The organism is Parabacteroides sp. AM58-2XD, from assembly GCF_003463685.1.
Lineage (GTDB): Bacteria > Bacteroidota > Bacteroidia > Bacteroidales > Tannerellaceae > Parabacteroides > Parabacteroides segnis.
Window position 1 is genome coordinate 24,348 of the sequence record NZ_QSDP01000033.1, and the last position, 19,173, is coordinate 43,520.

A 19,173-nucleotide genomic window follows, 5' to 3' on the forward strand; every position below is an offset into this window, starting at 1 on the left:
AAAAGTTATTTATAGATTAAAAAGATAGTCGGTTTCTTACTCAGATCAGGAACTTTTCCTGCCCAGTCTTTCACAGGACGGGTATGGATATATTCATCTTCACAAGTAATATCCGAAGCGATACATAATTTGGTTGACGGGCGACAAGTACGGATCAACTCCTCAGCCAATTTATTGTTACGGTAAGGTGTTTCGATAAAAAGCTGTGTCTGGTTTTCCGAATAGATACGGCCTTCCAGCTTTTTGATTGTATTTGTCCGTTCCGAAGCATCAATGGGCAGATAGCCATGAAAGGCAAAACTCTGCCCGTTGAAACCGGAAGCCATTACCGACATTAATATAGAAGACGGTCCAACCAGGGGAACCACCGGATAATTCTTCCGCTGCGCAATAGCAACGACATCCGCTCCCGGATCGGCAACAGCCGGACAACCGGCCTCAGATATCACACCGACATGCTCCCCTTTCGTCAACGGAACCAGATAACCGGCCACATCTTCCGGCGAAGTGTGCTTGTTCAGTTCATAAAAAGTCAGATCATCTATCACGATAGACGGTTCCGTCTTTTTCAGGAAACGGCGTGCAGTACGTATATTTTCAACGATGAAATGTTTGATCTGTAGAATGATTTCACGATTATATTCCGGGAGAACACGCCGATGATCGGTGTCTCCCAATGTAACCGGTATAAGGAAAAGCGATGCTTGCATACTGTTAGTTTTCCGCAAAGTTAGTACTTTTGTGCCAAACAAACAGAATAAGATGGCACTTCCTATCGAATTTATCACACGTACCCGTGCCTTACTGGGCGAAGAATATGACAAATTGGAAGCCGCATTGCAAGCGGACGTTCCCGTCAGTATCCGTATCAACCGGAATAAAGGGACGAAGGCTCCCTCAACACCTCAGGTCGGCTGGAGCGAAACAGGTTATTATCTGCCCGAACGCCTGTCGTTCACCTTCGACCCGCTGTTTCATGCCGGAGCCTATTATGTGCAGGAAGCCTCCTCCATGTTCCTGGAGCAAGCCATCCGGAACTTTGTCAGCGAACCGGTGAAATGCCTGGACCTTTGTGCCGCACCGGGTGGTAAGTCCACCCATCTGTTGAACCTTTTACCCGAAGGCAGTCTGTTGGTCAGCAACGAAGTGATCCGTACCCGCAGTAATATCCTGGCTGAAAATATCACCAAATGGGGAAATCCGAACAATATCGTCACGAACAACGATCCCGAAGATATCGGGCGCCTTACTCATCTGTTTGATGTTATTGTTACCGATGTCCCCTGTTCCGGCGAAGGAATGTTCCGCAAGGACACCGACAGTACCGGCGAATGGAGCGTGGCAAACGTCAACCTTTGTGCCGCCCGTCAACGCCGTATCATCCACGACATATGGAACGCACTGAAACCGGGCGGACTGCTCATTTACAGCACCTGTACTTACAATACGGAAGAGGATGAAGATAATATACATTATATAATAGAAGAACTGGGAGCCGAAGCCCTGTCCATTCCCATTAGGGATGAATGGCAGATCACCGGACCGCTACGCCATGCACACCCGGTCTACCGTTTCTTCCCCCATAAAACAAAAGGGGAAGGATTCTTCCTGGCCGCCCTGCGTAAAACGTCCGGCGAAGTCGATGAAATAATCCGTCCTAAAAGTAAAAACAAGAAGGATAAAGGAAAAGCCGCTCCCGTCATCCCTCCTGTTGTAAACAAATGGATACAGGAGCCGGACAGCTTCCGGATGGAAATATTCAATGATACGATACAAGCCATACCGTCCATCCATTATGACACTTGGCAATTGCTATCCACCCAGTTACGAATCGTATCTGCCGGAATCCGCGTCGGAGAGATAAAAGGCAAAGATATTTTACCGGCCCATTCACTGGCTTTAAGCACGGCACTGAACAAAGAGGCTTTCACCTGTGCCGAAGTAAGCTGGGACGATGCCATCAAATACCTGAAAAAAGAAGCATTGCTTCTCCCCGCCGAAATAGAAAAAGGGTACGTACTGGTCTGCTACCAGGGATTTCCTGTAGGTTTTGTCAAACATCTCGGAAACCGAGCCAACAACCTTTATCCGCAGGATGGCGTATCCGTACGGGATATATGCCGGAACAGGTATTACTGCTAACAGACTACCTGCAGAAAAGGTAATGCCTTTGCCTCACTGGTGCTAGTGAGGGTACAGCTATCTCGATATCGTATCCAGGCGTGCCGTATAAAGTGCAGCTTCGATCTTACGTATATAATTCCGCTTGGTTGTTTCCGGGGCATAAACGAGACCTTCGGCAACAATCACACGCTGTGTCTTCGTATCCAGAAAAGCATGGCTGACAAACGGTCCGCCCATCTTATCGCCAACCATCTTCCACAGGCCACGTAAGACTCCGCAGTATTTATCATGCAACATTATAGGTTCGTAAGTCAGGTCGACACGCTTTTCCGTAGTCATATAAGAATCCGGAAAAGCACTCGGCAGGTTATCCTTTAAAACAGAATCCCGTTTTGCCACCAGATAGTCCTGTGTAAATGTATTCGCATCGGTATATGGAAAGGAATAAACGATCAGATCGACACGCCCGGTTTTAGCATTGTTCGACACCCACAGGAAATCGGTCGTATCTTTATAATAAGTCATATCGTCCGGAGCATGCAATTTCACACCGAACTTCTCCTGCACTTTATCCATTGCCAACTGGCTGTAATGTTCTTTCAGGATCTTTATACGACGGTCCTTTTCGATTGCACAGAAATGATTGACAATATCCGAATCATGTAATGTCAGGTAAGTGACCAGTTCGCGAGTCGACGGAGCACAGAGTTTTATCACTTCCTGCCCTTTTGCCCACTCATCTTTAAAACCATTCAATGAAACCATCGTATACTTCGTCGGATCAATATCGACAACCAGAATATTGCGGACGTATCTCAACAAGCCATTAAAAGTCTCGGTAGGAACAAATGTAACACGCATGGCGGGTTCAGGTTGGGGCAATCCGGCAATGGGAGATTTTAATTGATTTTTCACTAATTCCCCAACCTCGCTGTCTCCAACTTCCCGGGTCATGACAACCAGGATTTCATACGGCAAACCGGTAGCCCGTTTTTCTACGATCGAAGAGTTACAACTAACCAAAGTCAGTAATCCTACTAAATAAAAAGTAAATAGATGCTGTGTTCTCATAGCTTTATTGATTTATCTTTTCCAGAGTTTATTGTTTACTCCGACAAAAATAAAGGATAAGTCAACAAAAGAAAAGAAATGGTGCCGGACAAACGAACACAGGACTAACAGTCTGTATATAAGAAACATATATCCTAAAACTATTTGATTTTATGTATTTATCTGGACATGATGCTTTAGAAACGACTCAAATATTTTCCGCCAATAAAAGAAACAGTCGAGCTTCTGCTTTTTTCCGACCATCGGAATAACGTTCTTCCGATAGTCGGAAGAGTATTATTCTGATGGGTGGAAGAGCAGTGTTTCGATGACCGGAAGAGTACTATTCCGATCATCGGAAAAAGGAATCAGGTACTTTTTCTCTAATACATCCGGATAAACTGATCCAGATCGGTCTTCTCATCCAGTTGCAGACGTTTTTTCAGGCGGCTCTTCGACTTGGTGAGGGCATCGGTCGTGTTATTGAAAACAGCCATCTGATCTTTGCGGGGAAAGTTCCATTTTATCAGGCAACAGATTTCCTCTTCATGACGGGTTATACCAGATTTCTGCTTCAACTCCGTCAGGAAATTATTGAAAAGAAGGTCGGTCGTACGAAGCAATTCCATCCATTCCTGTCTGCTGAGATTGGTGCGTACCGGATCTTGTTTGAGTTGCAACAACAGGGAAAAGGCATCGACCGGCAACTCTACCGTCTCTGACGAAGCAGAGGAAAGCCGTTCAATGACCTGTTCGTTCTCACGCACCTTCCGTTTGTAATATTCCAGGTCACTGACACGTTCCTTGTAAAGCTCCGATTCTTCCGTCAGGTTCTGTAAATCCTGTTCCAGACGGTTGATCTGCTCGATATAATCGTATTTCTCCTTTTGGTAATGATAAATGGCAACTTTGTTCTTCCTGATCTTTTCCTTTACGAGCCGGTGACGTTCCCGGTTGCGTGCCATACGGATACCTATAATATACCCCAGCACCGCTCCCGCTATCAGAGCCACCCAACAGAAACAGAACAGAAAAAAAGTCAGGGAAGAAGGATTGTCCATACGATCTTATTCACGATTTGTTTTTCAAATATTCATAAATAGCCAGTTGGGAACGGACTTTCACCGGTTCCTCATTATGCTTGAAGTTGTTATGCAGCTGCTCGTCGATCAGGCAGGCTTTTACATTGTCGCGCATCTGTATCTTCAGAATGTCGATCACTTCCTGTTTTATTTCGGGAACCAGTATCGGGAAAGCCGTTTCTATCCGGCGATTCAGATTACGACGCATCCAGTCGGCCGATGTCAGATAAACATCTTCCTTGCCGTCATTATAGAAATACCAGATACGGGAATGTTCCAGGAACATATCGACAATCCGGGTGATCCGGATATTGGCACTGTAAGGCTGTCCGGGAACCAGACAACAGATGCCCCTTACGATCAGGTCGATCTCCACCCCGTTCTCGCTGGCATGATACAGTTCGTTTATCATATTCTGGTCATGCAGCCCGTTCATCTTTAACACGATCCGTCCTTTACGTCCCAGCTTCACATGTTCGATCTCACGGTGGATCATACGGATCAGTTCGGGCACCATGTTGAAACGGGCAACCAGCAGATGCCGGAAAGTAGGCTCCGCCATTTTCCCTTCCAGCACGGCAAACACTTTATTTATATCCGTTATGATCTCGTCATTGCAGGTAAGCAAGGCCATATCCGAGTAGACCCGGGCAGTCTTTTCATTAAAATTGCCGGTACTGAGATAAGCGAAATCACGCCGTTTATTTCCATCATCCGGATCTTTCCGGATGATAACCGCCACTTTCGCATGCACCTTCAATCCGGGAATACTATAAATAATACGTATGCCCGCCTGCTCCATCCGTTCAGCCGTACTCATATTATTCTCTTCATCGAAGCGGGCTTTCAGTTCAACAAATACCGTTACCTTCTTCCCGTTCTGCGCCGCACTGACCAACGTATTGATGACGGCCGAATTTTCCGCCACCCGATACTGGGTGATCTTTATCTCATCCACTTTCGGATCGAACGCGGCTTCCATCAGGAAACGTATCAGATAATCGAACGACTGATAGGGAAAATGCAGCAAAATATCTTTCTTCTTCACTGCCCGGAATACGGAACCTTTCTCATCCAGATAAGAAACACGCATAGGCGTCGGAATCTTCTGCTCCAACTCCTTCCCTTTGGGATTGGGCAATTTAGCCAGATCCTGCAAATTCAGGTAACGCCCCCCTACGACCAAGTCATCGCGGGTAATGCCGAAAGCCTCACAGATAAAGGAAAGGAAATCGTCCGGCATTGCCCGGTCGTACATAAAACGGCTCAGGGCACCGATCTTCCGTTTCTTCACTTTCTTCCGAATGCTTTCAACGATATTACCTTTCTCATTTTCCAGATAAATATCGGCATCACGGGATATCTTGATACTGTAACAACTGTCAATTATATATCCGGGGAAGATATTCGCCAGGTTCGCACGAATAATATCATCGATAAACATGATGTAGAACTTCCCTTCGTGTTGCGGCAACTCTATAAAGCGAGGTACCTTGGCATAGGGTATCTTCATCAGTGCATAATGATATTCAGGCGCCTGATCTCCTTCCAGTTTCCGCTTGCTTTTCTTTACCATGCGGATCACCAGATACAGACGGCGGTCACGGATAAAGGTACGGATATCCCCCGCCTGTATCATGACAGGCGACAGGAACGGAAACACCTCCTCATTAAAGAAGTTATGAACGAACTCTTCATGGAATGGCTCAGGTTCGCTTCCCTGATAGAGATAGATATTCTGCCGGTTCAACTCCGGTAATATCTTTTCAGAGAAGATCCGGTAATATTCACGTTGCTGGCGGTTTACTTCATTGGTTATCTCGGTCAACACTTCTTCGGCCTCATCACCGCTTTCTTCGGTAAAATTCTTTTTCATGATCACCCCGCGATGCTCGGCCACACGTATTTCGTAAAATTCTTCCAGGTTGGAAGAATAGATAGACAAGAATTTAATCCGCTCATAGACAGGCAACGTATCGTCTTCCGCCTCGAGTAAAACCCGGTAGTTGAAAGACAGCCAACTAACGTCGCGCTTAAAGTATTTATATGAATTCTCCATCGTATTCTATTCTTAGATGCGTAAATATAGATACTTTATTAGAATAAAAGAAATAGATACTTACACAAAAATCGAACAACCCATGGAAGTGTTGCCCGATTTTACCTTTTATCTCACAAATCTACCGTTTCCAGTGAATATAGTCCCTACTTTTCCAAATCAAAATCCACTAAAATAGGACGGTGATCCGATGGATGCCAAAAGTTTGAAAGATTAGCCGGGTCGCGCACCGGTTTCGTATAAGTATCTGTCACGACATCGGCAGCCACAATTCTTTCATATAACGGAGAAGTACAATATACGAAATCTATACGCGCCTCCTTTCCGGTCGTTGTCTTAAACTCGCCGGGGTATTTTTTAGCGATCACATCTATATAAGGCGTATTCTCCCTGATATAATCATGCACCAAAAAACGCGTATCTTCTTCCGGATAGTTGTAAACTGCATTATCAATTCTTGACCGCGCATTAAAATCTCCCATCATCATCCAATACTGGCCCGCTGCTTCGGGCACCGAGTCGATCGTATGCTTACAGATATATTCTATTTCCATGCGCCGGTACTTATCCCCTCCGGATTCCGCTTTGCTGGCCTCCTTATCTTCGGCCCGGAAAGCAAAAGCCTGGGGCCAGGTATGAAGCGTTACTACATTTATCGTCTGTTGGTTGACTTCGATCTGAGCCCAACCGGCACCGTGAGTAACGACACTATCCGGTTCCGAACCGACAATACGCAAGACATTCTTTATCGGATACTTAGAAGTTATCACCTGAGGATAATTGTCCCGATGACCTCCTATATAATAATATGTATGTCCGTACCGCATCGCCAGTTTCTCCCAGTTATCAGTCAGATAACGGGCCGCAGCCTCCATAGGATCGGCCGTCCCGGTCTTATAGATGGATTGGGCCTCACACCAGACACAGATATCCGGATTTTGTTCTTTAACCCATTCGACAAAACTGTCATAATTATCTCCCTGTCCGGACCACATTCCATTTTGTATATTCCAGTAGAGAAGGCGTAAATGCCCCTTCTCCGAACGTCCGCCGCATGATGTAACAAGACAGGCTATTGTCCACACAAACGCAAGCATAAAAAATATACGTACCCTGTTAACAAGCTGTTTTTTCATTCCTATTTCCTTTTTTAAGTTTAACATATTAATCATTCCGCAGAAGTATAACCCGGATTCTGATCGGTAGACTGGTTCATCGCTTTATTATAGTTGAATTCGGAATCCGGAATCTTCCATAAATAATGTCTTTCCTGTATGTCTGTCCACGCCCCGTCTTCTACATTATAATATTTCCCGACCAGTTCCTGAGCTTTGCCCAAACGAACAATGAAGTCCCAGTGCTTCCCTTCATTGAAGTGCTCGTAAGTTTCTTCCTTGATCAGCAAATCAATAAACTCATCCATCGTCTTATAATCCGACAACTTATAATCCAACTCCATATCCGGCACTTTTGGATCACGCCCATAAGCACGACGGCGAAGCTGATTCAGCATTTCCATAGATTCCTCCGTCGGCCCTCCTGCAACACGTGCTGTTGCTTCCGCAAAAATAAGCATTGCATCCGGATAACGGATCAACGGAATAGATACATTTGCACCTCCCCCTTGTGAATTCGGATCCCAATACTTTGTCAAAAGACAGGTGTACTCTCCGTAAGCATCGGCTCCAAAGATATAAAAACCGACATTCAGCCCATAACGGAGATCATTCTTATCCCAGGTAGATATCACATGATTCCTCAAATCCGTATAATGCGTAAAATAGCCGTTCCCATTCAACATCAACTTGCCCGGTTCTATCTCATATTTCGGATGCGATGTATAAGACAGGTAATCCCAGGTTTTGCCGTCCGTCCGCGATGTCCTGATGTAGAATACTTCTTCAGACGAAGTTGTCAGGTCATAACCAAACACTTTGTCAAAATCCCTCGAAGCACCCACCTGCACCAATGAATACACTCCGCTATTGACAACTTCTCCCGCCAATGTTTTAGCCTCTTCATAGTTTTCCGTATGCATATAAACATCAGCCAGGCACGTCCGAACCACATTCTTATTCGGTGTTGCCAAATATCTGGATTTAGCCGGACAATTTGCCAAAGCATATTTCAGATCTTCAATAATAAATGCATAAACGTCCTCTTTTGAGCTTTTGGGTACATCCCACATCGTTATATTATCCTCGGTCTTCAGCGGAACTCCGCCCCAATATTTGACCAGATTAAAATAGTTGAATCCTCTCAAGAATCTCAGTTCACCTAAATAAGCCGCAATTTCCGCCTCAGTCATTTCCGTCGCTGCCGGCAGCTTCTCGATAGCGGTATTACAATACATGATCGCTTTATACAAATTAGTCCAGTTAGATTCACTTCGTGTGATATGGGTAGAATTTACAAAACCGTTATAAGCCTTGTAAGTCTGGTAAACCCCTTTCGGATAGCAGTATTCCGTATTGATTTCCAACGTAGCGAAAAAATTAGAATTATAAGCCGAACGCATCACATCCAGCGGAGCCAATACCGCAGCATTCGCTTCTTCCAATGTATTATAGAATGTTTCACTCGAAATCGAATATGTATATTTCGTCTCGTCCAGGCAATTGTCACAGGCTTGAAAGATAGAGAGACAGGCCACTATTGATAATAAAAACTTACTTTTCATTGCTTCTGATTTTTAAAATTTGACACTCAAACCCATTGAGATAGTTTTACTGTTCGGATAAGTCAAATGGTCGATACCCGCATTGACATCGCTTGCTTTCGAGCTTACTTCCGGGTCCACTCCGTTATACTTGGTAAAGGTCAGCCAGTTCTGTGCACTTACAAACACCCGGATACCGCTGAGCCAATTCCGGGTACTCCATTTTTCACAAGGGAAATTATAGGCCAGACTCACATTTTTCAAACGTAAATAAGAGCCATTCTCGATGAAACGGTCCGAGTACTTTAAAGAGCCGACCGCCTCAATCTTCGGATAATGGACGTGAGAATTATCTTGTCCTTCTCTCCAACTTTCATAGTACACTTTGCGTTCGATATTCATGCCTTGCCCATAAGAATAGTTTCTCATTTCGCTCAGATTAAAGACATCATTCCCCTGGCTGCCTTGCAGGAAGAAATTGAAATCCCAGTTTTTATAACGGAAACCGCAATTCAGACCATAGGTAAAATCCGGGAAAGGAGATCCCGCGATATACCGGTCTTCCGTATCCGTATATTGACCGTCACCGTTCATATCTACATAAGAAAGAGACCCTTTTTCATCTAATTCGGCATCTTTATATACATAAAACGCTCCCAAAGGTTCCCCTTCCCGGATAATGGTTATAGAACCGGAACCATAGTTGCTGTAAGTCGTTCCCAGAATATCATCTCCGTCAGCCAGTTCTTCGACTCTATTCTTATTGTGTGCAATATTAAACTGAAGTGTAAAACCGAAATCCTTCTTTTGTACGACATCCGCTTCCACCAGAAGTTCGACTCCCCGGTTACTCATACTGCCGATATTCCGGACTGTCGATGAATATCCGGACGAAGACGGTAAGGAAACCGTATTCAACAGGTCGGTCGTCTTTTTATAATAATAATCGGCTGTAAAACGCAGACGCTGATTGAACAAACCCAAATCGGCACCAATATCCCACTGAGACGTTGTCTCCCATTTCAGATCTTCCGGGAAAGTGCTGCTTGGTGCATAGTAAGGAACATTATCACTACCAGTCGCTGTTTTCCCGGTGTTCAATAAATTTTGTGTCATATACGGGTCGATAGCACTCGAACCGGTCCTACCATATCCCAGACGCAGCTTCAAATTGGTAACTTTATCAAATTGCTTCATGAATGGTTCCTCAGAAATCCTCCATGCCAAAGCTCCCGAAGGGAAATATCCCCAGCGCGATCCTTCCGAATAGCGGCTCGAACCGTCTGCACGAAAGCTGGCTGTCACCAAATATTTTCCATTAAAAGAATAGTTGATACGCCCGAGATAAGACATCAGCGCCCATTTGGAATAAGAAGTAGAAGGAGTATTGACTGTTCCTGCCGAAGACAAATTATTTGTTTGCTGGACATCACTCAAAAAGGTATTACCGGATGCCGCTATTGATTTATACACATTCTGCTGATAAGTAAAACCGCCCATCAGATTGAATGAATGAATTTTATTAACAGTAAAGTCATAATTCACAATATCTTCATTTATTACATTGGTGGAACGCTTATGATTCACAGAGGCGGAATTATTCTGATAAATATACTTTTTAGTCGTATAAGCATCATACCGGGAATCAGAGCCTTCCAGACCGAAAGTCGCCTTGACGGAAAGTCCCTTGACTGGTTGAAAGTTGATGGCCGCATTGATATTCGTCAGATTCGTGACCGTCTTATAAGTAGACTCATAAGCCATACAGATCGGATTTTTAATTTCATGCGACGACCAGGAATACCAGGAACGCAAATCCTTATAATCACCGTTTTCATCGTACGGATAAAAGACCGGTGCGGCAGAATAGGTGGCACCGATCATGGACGATCCTCCATTACCTCCTCCGTCAGACTGGTTCATTTGATTTATCAACGAATATCCCATGTTCAACGAAGCACTGACCATCTTGCTCATTTTCAAATCCAGGCTTGAACGCAGGTTGTATTTATCATATGAACTATTATGAATCAAACCATCTTTCATCATAGCCGAACCGCTTATGAAATAACGCACGTTGTCCGTACCTCCCGAAACATTAATATTATGATTCGAGATTGGGGCGTTCTGGAATACTTCACTCTGCCAGTCCACGCCTTTTCCCATTGCTGCAATATCCGCTTCCGAGAAAGGAGCTTCGCTCAAAATATCCGCATTAACCAGATATTCATTATAAAACCGTCCCCACTCCCGGGCATTCATTAAATCCAGCTTCTTTATCTGTTTCTGAAAGCCGTATTCAAAATCATAGGAAACGGTTGTTTTTCCGGTTTTTCCCTTCTTGGTTGTAATCATAACAACGCCATTCGCACCACGTGAACCATAGATCGCTGTCGCCGACGCATCCTTTAGAATTTCCATGGATTCGATGTCATAAGTATTAACAGAGGAAGTGCTCGCCGGTATTCCGTCAATGATATAAAGCGGAGCATTGTCCCCCTTGATAGAATTGACTCCCCGAATACGGATCGAGTAATCGCCCGATGGATCTCCGGTATTCTGCGAAAGAACAACCCCCGGAACCCTCCCCTGCAAAGCCTGGATAGGATTAGAAACAGCAAAGGCTGTAATTTCGTCGGCTTTTATCGCTGACACGGAACCTGTCAAATCCTTCTTCTTCATCGTACCATAGCCGATAACCACGATTTCATCCAACGATTCTACATTTTCCTTCATTACGATATTCAAACTCTTCTGTCCTTTTACCGGAATTTCCAACGAATTGTATCCTATATAGGAAACCATCAGGACATCATTTCCCGATACACTCATTGAAAAATTCCCATCCACATCAGTCACGACACCTGTCGCAGAACCTTTTAACACAACATTGGCACCGATAATCGGCTCTCCTTTCCCATCCACGATATTACCCGTTACAGTATACGTACTTTGTTGGTTAACAATAGGAAAAACATTGGTCTCCGCCCATGTAGATGCAGGAAAGAACTGCAATGCTACGGCAAGACATAAAACACCCACTAAATGGAATACATTTTTCTCTCGTTTCATTTTATTAAATAATAATAAATTTGATTTATTGCGGGACAAAATAAACAAGAAGACGTTTCAGCATGAAGACAAGCGAATGACATTCACCACACATTCTTGCTACAAAACAATGTCCGCATTTCATAATAATTCATTTGGCAACATTCACGTTGTTACATCAGAATCCTATAAGAAAGGAATAGTACTAAACAAGGTTTCATATCCGGCTGTTCGCCGGGAGTCCAAAATTGAGAGAAAGTAGACCAATAAAAAAACGTGGACCCATTGTCTTTTCGTATTACGGTCCTGAAAGGTCTACCACAACCCGCTCTCCTCATAATACAACAATGAAGTCCACGCCTAAACGTGAACGTCCAGTGTACTTGGAAGAGAGCATTTAAAAGTGGTAGTTTTTCAGCACCTTCGAAATAAACTTTACGTTTTTATATCTTAATATGTCTTTTAGACAGTTTTATACCATAGGCATAGTTTTAAATTTATATGAATACATTTATGCAAACACCCCAAATGTAAGAACAATATTTTACATTCCATCACAATCTTCAAAATAAATAGCCATAAGTAAACAAAATCATCACAAGCCACTAATATACTCTTTCAAATTCTCATATATTATGATACTGTATTCTTATATATTATACGACTTCGATATCATAATATATGAGAATACAGTATCATAATATATAAAACTATAATCCCGGAAGCCGTAAAAGACTGGGACTATCGCACCAGAAAGAAACCTTTGTAAAGAAAATACGAACTAAACTAACTCCGTCAACCGGTTCATTGTAATATTTTCTTACTTTTACATGTTGAAAAGAAACAGTTATGCTTAAAATAGGACTTCTCTCAGATACCCATGCTTGGTGGGATGATAAATATGCGGAATATTTCGCAGAATGCGATGAAATATGGCACGCAGGTGATATTGGTTCGGACGGGTTGGCAGCAAAGCTAGCTGCTTTGAAACCTTTCCGGGCGGTATATGGAAATATAGACGGGCAATCGCTCCGGTTAGAATATCCCGAAGTGGCTCATTTTAAAGCGGAAGAAGTAAATGTGATGATGACGCATATAGGCGGCTATCCAGGCCGTTACAACCCGGCTATCCGCAAAGAATTGTACGATACCCGCCCGAACTTGTTCATAGCGGGTCATTCGCACATTCTGAAAGTCGCCTTCGACCAATCCCTGAATTGTTTATATATCAATCCGGGCGCAGCCGGCAAAAGCGGCTTCCATCAGGTCCGTACCCTTATCCGTTTTGTGATTGACGGCAAAAATATTAAAGACCTTGAAGTAATCGAACTGGGTATCCGATAAATACCCAGCCTACTTACCACAGCAGAAACTCTCTGCCAGTAAAATTGTGTTCTGAAGATAAGAGAATTCCTGTTCGAAATATTCACTGAATACACCGGTATGCAGGTTCTCTTCAATTTGTTTGGCTGTCCATAACTTACCGCCAGCTCGCTTACACTGGTTAAACTGCTCCTCTGTACGGAGACAGATCACGTAAAGCGATACCAGATGTTTCACCTTCTCGTTCTCGAACGTATAACGTATCAGAAAACGGGGATTTACATCCTGCTGTTCGGCGAGTTCGCCAACCGATTCACGCACCGTACTTTCAATACTGTGCCTGAACAATACATAACTATGGAAAGGGTAATCAATCGTATCCGGAGATACGAACGCATCTTTACTCCTTTTCATCAGATAAAGCATTCCGTCATGAATGACGGCAATCCGGACGATCGGATGGTAGTACTTCTTAGGCAACGTGCGGCTGACCGAACGCGCAATACAACCAATAACCTTTCCTCCCTCATTCAACACCGGTAACCACATTTCTTTCTGTAAACTACCTTGCATCAACGATAAACGTACCTGCTCATAAAGAATGACCAGAACTCCAATCAATACCCCCAGTTCCCTGTAAAGGAAACGTTCCGCATGTACATTCTGCATCGTATCCGGAAGGATACTGTAAACCAGGATGACAAACAGATGTAATGTATACAAATTCTGAACCAGCTGGGCAATGAAATAGAATTCATTCAGCGTCGTACGCATTAAAGTCCGTTTATAAGTCGGGTGCTTTGAAGTCCTTATCTTCTTTAATACTGAGCGCCGGCTAAAACCGATAAACGCCAGTACTACGACCAACAGCACCTCCGTAATCAACGGAGAATAAATAAACAATACGGGCTCCAGTTTCAAGCAGAGAAAGACGGAATACAATACTAAAGTAATTGCAGAAGGCAACAATAAAAATTGATATACCTTATCCTTACTCAACACCTGATACAGAAAAATACATACAAAACAGAAGGTAACGCCGATAATGAAAGACAACAGATAAGAAAAATAATTATCCAAAAACATAAAAAGCAACAATGGCAACAGACCAACGGCTTGATTGTCTAATCCCTTCTTAACTTTGTTCATACCCTTTCCCCCTTTCTTCGCACTTTAAATATATAACAACCCACTTTGTTAAAAGTTTTGGTAATTAAACATGCTTTTCAGCGTGATAAGAGGAACGGACCAGCGGAGCGCTCTCTACCATACGAAAACCTTTTTCCAAAGCGATTGATTTATAGACATTAAACTGATCAGGGGTCACATACTCAGTTACTTGAATATTTTTTCTGGATGGTTGTAAATATTGACCAATTGTTAATACGGAAACACCTGCATCGAGCACATCGTCCATCAGACAGCATACTTCTTCGGGGGTTTCGCCCAAACCGACCATAATACCGGTCTTTGCCGTCGCACCTTGTCCGGCTATACGGGACAGGACAGCCAGGCTGACATCGTATTTGGCTGCACTGCGAACCTGCGGCTGATACGCCGCACGGTTTCCATATTATGCGATATAATCTCGGGAGCAGCTTCCACTACCTGATCCACCAGTTCAAGGCGTCCCTGAAAGTCAGGGATCAGGACTTCTACGGTGGTGGCCGGATTTACCTCTTTGATGGTCCGGATTGTATCCACCCAATGTTGGGCTCCCAAGTCAGGAAGATCATCGCGATCAACCGACGTTATCACTGCGTGTTTTAAGTTCATCAGGCGAATACTTTCCGCCACATTCGCCGGTTCTTTCGGGTCCAGCGGCAGCGGTTTGCCTGTTAGCGTGTTACAAAATCGACAGGAACGGGTACAGATATCGCCTGCAATCATAAACGTAGCAGTTCCCCGGCTCCAGCATTCTCCCATGTTCGGGCATTTTCCACTTGTACAAATGGTGTGCAGACAATGAGACTCAACAATGCTTTTCGTCTTTGTAAACTGTTCGTTCCCACCAAGCCGGATCTTCAACCAATCCGGCTTTCTCACATGTTCTGACATTATAAGTTATCCAATAAAAAGTTAGACATCCTGGTATACAGATGATAACGGGTATTTCCTCCGTAAATACTGTGATTACGGTCTTTATAAACCTGCATATCGAACTGTTTACCGGCTTGTACCAATGCTTCTGCATAATCCATCGTCTGCTGGAAGTGTACATTATCGTCAGCAGTTCCGTGTACCAGCAACAGCTTACCCTGTAAGTCTTTTGCCAGCCGGATGGGCGATGTTGCAGCATAGCCCGAGAAGTTTTCTTTTGGCGTACGCATAAAACGTTCGGTATATACCGAGTCATAATATTTCCAGTCTGTCGGAGGAGCGACAGCGATACCGGCCTTAAATGTACCGTTACCTACGCTCATCGACATCAATGTGTTGTATCCGCCAAAGCTCCAGCCCCAGATGGCGATGCGTTTTGCATCCACATACGGCAGTTTGCCTAAAGCCTGTGCAGCTTCCACCTGGTCTCTGGATTCCAAATCACCCATCCGCAAGTATGTACATTTGCGGAAGGCTTCACCACGTGCACCGGTTCCCCGGCCATCCACGCTGACTACGATGATTCCGTTCGCAGCCAGGTAATGTTCCCAGTCAAAACCATATTTGTCCAGTACTTGTTGCGAATTAGGACCACTATATTGTACCATCAACACCGGATATTTCTTCGATTCATCGAAATCGACCGGCTTAACGATCCAGGCATTCAACTCAATATCAGATGCTGTATGCACCTTGAAGAATTCTTTTTTAGAGAAAGATGTATTTGCCAATTTTTCTCTCAAAGCAGCATTATCCTGCAACACACGCAATACTTTTTTCGACTTTGTTTCGTTGACAGTAATCACTGCGGGAGTGTTTGCATTCGAATAATTATTGACAAAATAAGCATAGTTCGCGCTGAAGTCGGCACTGTTCGTCCCCTCTCCTTCCGACAGTTTTGTCTTTACGCCTTTCTGGTCAATCTTATAAACAGAACGACGCAACGGGCTCTCTTCGGCTGATTCATAATATACAACCTTAGTTGCATCGTCGTAACCAATCAGACGGGTTACGTCCCAGTTGCCTTTCGTTACCTGGCGTTGCATAACACCCGTCGGAGAATACAAATAAATATGGGAATAGCCATCCTGTTCGCTGACGTAAGTAAATCCGCTCGGATTGAAATGAATGGAAGTCAGCCATTCGGAATCCACATAGCATTTGTTCTCATCGCGAAGAATCAAACGGGATACGCCGCTCTTCGGATTCACATAATACATATTGAAAACATTCTGCTGACGGTTCAACGTCATGACAGCCAACTGGTCGGAATTGGTAGTAAAGGTAATTCTCGGAATATAATAATCACCTTCCACCGGCACTTTCAGTTCCTTGATATCTTTTGTCGCTACGCTGTAAGAGTGAACCGTTACTTTCGAATTCTTCTCGCCTGCTTTCGGATATTTGAAATTATAATATCCCGGATACAGTCCGTTACCCCACATCTGCATGGAATATTCCGGCACTTCGCTTTCGTCGAAACGCACATAAGTCAGATATTCACTGTCGGGCGACCAGGCCATCAGGTTAGTCACAGCGAATTCTTCTTCATATACCCAATCGGTAATGCCGTTCAGTATTTTGTTCAGTTCACCGTCTTTGGTAACCTGTACTTCCGTATCATAGTCAAACTTACGAATCCATATATTATTATCCACGACATAAGCACACATGCGTCCGTCCGGCGAATAAGTCGGAATCATCTGCTTGTTCTTCGAATCGGAAACAGGCTTTACATAGTTACGGCGCACGTCATAATCGTACACCATCGCCTTGAAAGAACGACGGTAAATCGGTTCGGTTTCCCGCCAAACAAGGATATGATGGCCGGTACTGCTGATATCGTATCCGTCAAAATCATCGAATGTGGATTCACGGGCAGTCCGGGCATTGAACAACGTGTCCACCGGATTACCTGTACGATAGGAGTATTTGATAATCATACTCCGATCTTTATTCATTGCTGTATAATGTTCTCCATCCGGCAGCGACCGCATTTCACCAATAGCAGTTACCTGACGGAACTTTCCATCTGTAATTTCTTTTAAATCGACACGTTTGCTCCCGTTCTGAGCAGATACGCTTCCAATTATCGCCAATGAAAGCAAGAAACCAACACCCAATCGTCTCATGAATACTTTTATTTTATTTTGAATAGGCTGCAAAGTTAGTATTTTATCACGGTAAACCGTTCACCATTAAAGGTAAATTATATATCGGAGCCTGGTTATCCGGGCATTTTATCATTAAATTAACCACCGGACATTGGTCATTAACCATTATAAATTACCTTTGCCCCATGGAAAACGTAAAACCTTATAATGATTTCGGAGATTTCCTGCGGAAAATATTCCCCTGTAAGGTACAGAAAATCTCTATAAATGCAGGCTTCACCTGTCCGAACCGCGATGGTTCGAAAGGATGGGGCGGTTGTACTTATTGTAATAATCAAACATTCAGTCCGGAGTATTGCCATACGGAAAAGAGTGTGACTGAACAGTTAGAAGAGGGAATCCGCTTCTTCTCCCGCAAATATCCGGAGATGAAATATCTCGCCTACTTCCAAGCTTACACCAATACATACGATGAGCTCAGTTCGCTGAAAGCCAAATATGAAGAAGCGTTATCCTATCCCGGTGTAGTCGGGTTAATCGTCGGAACACGCCCGGACTGCATGCCGGATGCTTTGCTGGATTATTTCACGGCCCTTTCCCGGGAAAAGTTCGTCATGCTAGAATACGGACTGGAAAGCACACTCGATAAAACGTTGCTCCGCATCAACCGCGGACATACCTATGAAGAGTCGGAAAACGCTATCCGCCGGACAGCCGAACGGGGCATTTACACCGGTGCCCACCTGATTCTGGGTTTACCGGGAGAAAGCAGGGATGAAATATTACATCATGCCGACCGGTTATCCGAATTGCCCGTAACCACTTTGAAACTGCATCAACTGCAACTGATTCGCAACACCCGCATGGCCAAAGAATATGCCGAACATCCTGAAGAGTTCCATCTTTATACGGCCGACGAATATATCGACCTGGTAATCGACTTCATAGAAAAATTAAACCCCTCTATTGTGGTAGAGAGGTTTGTATCGCAATCCCCGAAAGAGCTGTTGATCGCTCCCGACTGGGGACTTAAGAACTTCGAATTTACTGCGAAAGTAAATAAGCGTATTGCCGAAAGAAATGCACGGCAAGGACGATTATTTATTCCTTTTTCTTAGGAGCCAGTTCCCCATAGAATGTGATGTTCTGTTTGTTGACAGGCGTCACATTGATTGTCGCGGAGCCATTTGAGAACACCTGCACACTGAATGCAAAGGTATCGTCATCGCTTCGGGTACGAAACTGTATTTGAGCGGTTCCTTTCTTATTAAAAGAACATTGATAATCGGTAATTGATTCTTCGAAACGTAACCCGTCACCGCCACCATAAGGAGCCGAATAAGCCCTTCCGAAATAAGGAAGATAGGAAATAACCGAGTCACCGCGCATTTCCAAAGAGTAGGGAGACGTCAGATTGAGTGAACGTCCTCCCATGGGTATCGCACGATTTACATCTACTGTAAACCGTTTACTATCTATTAATTCTTTCACTTCATTTGCCTTCTGCTCCCGCTTTTCCTTTTTACTTTGAGCATAAAGGGATTGCCCTGCTAATAAAAGGACAATCCCTAATAACCAGAATAACCTAACATTCTTCATAACCTTAAATAA

Annotated in this window: 12 protein-coding genes and 2 pseudogenes; 3 read left to right on the forward strand and 11 right to left on the reverse strand. The window is 44.0% G+C overall.

Translation table 11 applies throughout. The annotated features are described in order from the left end of the window. Positions 1–5: 5 nt before the first annotated feature. Positions 6–710, reverse strand: a complete 705-nt coding sequence (locus tag DXA15_RS10115; RefSeq protein ID WP_007654520.1) for an SAM-dependent methyltransferase — start codon at positions 708–710, stop codon at positions 6–8. A 52-nt stretch (positions 711–762) separates the two neighbouring features. Here DXA15_RS10115 and DXA15_RS10120 point away from each other — a divergent pair. After that, a pseudogene (locus tag DXA15_RS10120) lies at positions 763–2,165 on the forward strand (rRNA cytosine-C5-methyltransferase). A 34-nt stretch (positions 2,166–2,199) separates the two neighbouring features. Here DXA15_RS10120 and DXA15_RS10125 read toward each other — a convergent pair. The 6 genes from DXA15_RS10125 to DXA15_RS10150 form a co-directional block, all read right to left on the reverse strand. Next, positions 2,200–3,195, reverse strand: coding sequence for a DUF4837 family protein (locus DXA15_RS10125; protein WP_128133943.1), 996 nt, complete (start codon positions 3,193–3,195; stop codon positions 2,200–2,202). A 362-nt stretch (positions 3,196–3,557) separates the two neighbouring features. Next, the gene (locus DXA15_RS10130; protein ID WP_128133944.1) at positions 3,558–4,235 is read right to left on the reverse strand and encodes a hypothetical protein; all 678 of its coding nucleotides are present in this window, start codon (positions 4,233–4,235) and stop codon (positions 3,558–3,560) included. 10 nt (positions 4,236–4,245) lie between these two features. After that, complete coding sequence (locus DXA15_RS10135; protein WP_128133945.1) at positions 4,246–6,315, reverse strand: RNA degradosome polyphosphate kinase; 2,070 nt, start codon at positions 6,313–6,315, stop codon at positions 4,246–4,248. Between the two features lie 146 nt (positions 6,316–6,461). Then, positions 6,462–7,451 carry an endonuclease/exonuclease/phosphatase family protein gene (locus tag DXA15_RS10140; protein WP_128133946.1) on the reverse strand — a complete coding sequence of 330 codons (990 nt, stop codon included), beginning with the start codon at positions 7,449–7,451 and terminating at the stop codon, positions 6,462–6,464. Between the two features lie 32 nt (positions 7,452–7,483). Then, positions 7,484–8,995: a RagB/SusD family nutrient uptake outer membrane protein gene (locus DXA15_RS10145; RefSeq protein WP_048315465.1), complete on the reverse strand. Its 1,512-nt coding sequence runs from the start codon at positions 8,993–8,995 to the stop codon at positions 7,484–7,486. 12 nt (positions 8,996–9,007) lie between these two features. Beyond that, complete coding sequence (locus tag DXA15_RS10150; RefSeq protein ID WP_128133947.1) at positions 9,008–12,046, reverse strand: TonB-dependent receptor; 3,039 nt, start codon at positions 12,044–12,046, stop codon at positions 9,008–9,010. An 828-nt stretch (positions 12,047–12,874) separates the two neighbouring features. Between DXA15_RS10150 and DXA15_RS10155 the strand changes: the two genes are divergently transcribed. Then, positions 12,875–13,369, forward strand: a complete 495-nt coding sequence (locus DXA15_RS10155) for a metallophosphoesterase (protein WP_007654533.1) — start codon at positions 12,875–12,877, stop codon at positions 13,367–13,369. A gap of 9 nt (positions 13,370–13,378) precedes the next feature. On the opposite strand, the gene DXA15_RS10160 is transcribed toward DXA15_RS10155, so the two are convergent. The 3 genes and pseudogenes from DXA15_RS10160 to DXA15_RS10170 all read right to left on the reverse strand — a co-directional run bounded on the left by DXA15_RS10160 (position 13,379) and on the right by DXA15_RS10170 (position 17,580). After that, positions 13,379–14,497 carry a hypothetical protein gene (locus DXA15_RS10160; RefSeq protein WP_007654535.1) on the reverse strand — a complete coding sequence of 373 codons (1,119 nt, stop codon included), beginning with the start codon at positions 14,495–14,497 and terminating at the stop codon, positions 13,379–13,381. A gap of 64 nt (positions 14,498–14,561) precedes the next feature. Continuing rightward, positions 14,562–15,406, reverse strand: a pseudogene (gene lipA / locus DXA15_RS10165) (lipoyl synthase). Continuing rightward, positions 15,406–17,580: a S9 family peptidase gene (locus DXA15_RS10170; protein WP_010802136.1), complete on the reverse strand. Its 2,175-nt coding sequence runs from the start codon at positions 17,578–17,580 to the stop codon at positions 15,406–15,408. Before DXA15_RS10170 ends, lipA begins: the two are co-directional and overlap by 1 nt. A gap of 167 nt (positions 17,581–17,747) precedes the next feature. On the opposite strand from DXA15_RS10170, the gene DXA15_RS10175 reads away from it, so the two are divergent. Next, entirely contained in the window at positions 17,748–18,680 is a 933-nt protein-coding gene (locus tag DXA15_RS10175) for a TIGR01212 family radical SAM protein (protein ID WP_128133948.1), read from the forward strand. On the opposite strand, the gene DXA15_RS10180 is transcribed toward DXA15_RS10175, so the two are convergent. Next, on the reverse strand, positions 18,664–19,161 hold the full coding sequence (locus DXA15_RS10180) for a DUF4251 domain-containing protein (RefSeq protein WP_122327116.1): 498 nt from the start codon (positions 19,159–19,161) through the stop codon (positions 18,664–18,666). The genes DXA15_RS10175 and DXA15_RS10180 overlap by 17 nt on opposite strands. Between the last annotated feature and the right edge of the window lie 12 nt (positions 19,162–19,173).

Bases quoted from the DNA above. Each gene is read 5' to 3' on its own strand.
- DXA15_RS10160 (WP_007654535.1), bottom strand. From the start codon at position 14,497: ATGAACAAAGTTAAGAAGGGATTAGACAATCAAGCCGTTGGTCTGTTG.
- DXA15_RS10145 (WP_048315465.1), bottom strand. From the start codon at position 8,995: ATGAAAAGTAAGTTTTTATTATCAATAGTGGCCTGTCTCTCTATCTTT.
- DXA15_RS10130 (WP_128133944.1), bottom strand. From the start codon at position 4,235: ATGGACAATCCTTCTTCCCTGACTTTTTTTCTGTTCTGTTTCTGTTGG.
- DXA15_RS10140 (WP_128133946.1), bottom strand. From the start codon at position 7,451: ATGAAAAAACAGCTTGTTAACAGGGTACGTATATTTTTTATGCTTGCG.
- DXA15_RS10135 (WP_128133945.1), bottom strand. From the start codon at position 6,315: ATGGAGAATTCATATAAATACTTTAAGCGCGACGTTAGTTGGCTGTCT.
- DXA15_RS10170 (WP_010802136.1), bottom strand. From the start codon at position 17,580: ATGAGACGATTGGGTGTTGGTTTCTTGCTTTCATTGGCGATAATTGGA.
- DXA15_RS10155 (WP_007654533.1), top strand. From the start codon at position 12,875: ATGCTTAAAATAGGACTTCTCTCAGATACCCATGCTTGGTGGGATGAT.
- DXA15_RS10125 (WP_128133943.1), bottom strand. From the start codon at position 3,195: ATGAGAACACAGCATCTATTTACTTTTTATTTAGTAGGATTACTGACT.
- DXA15_RS10150 (WP_128133947.1), bottom strand. From the start codon at position 12,046: ATGAAACGAGAGAAAAATGTATTCCATTTAGTGGGTGTTTTATGTCTT.
- DXA15_RS10180 (WP_122327116.1), bottom strand. From the start codon at position 19,161: ATGAAGAATGTTAGGTTATTCTGGTTATTAGGGATTGTCCTTTTATTA.
- DXA15_RS10175 (WP_128133948.1), top strand. From the start codon at position 17,748: ATGGAAAACGTAAAACCTTATAATGATTTCGGAGATTTCCTGCGGAAA.
- DXA15_RS10115 (WP_007654520.1), bottom strand. From the start codon at position 710: ATGCAAGCATCGCTTTTCCTTATACCGGTTACATTGGGAGACACCGAT.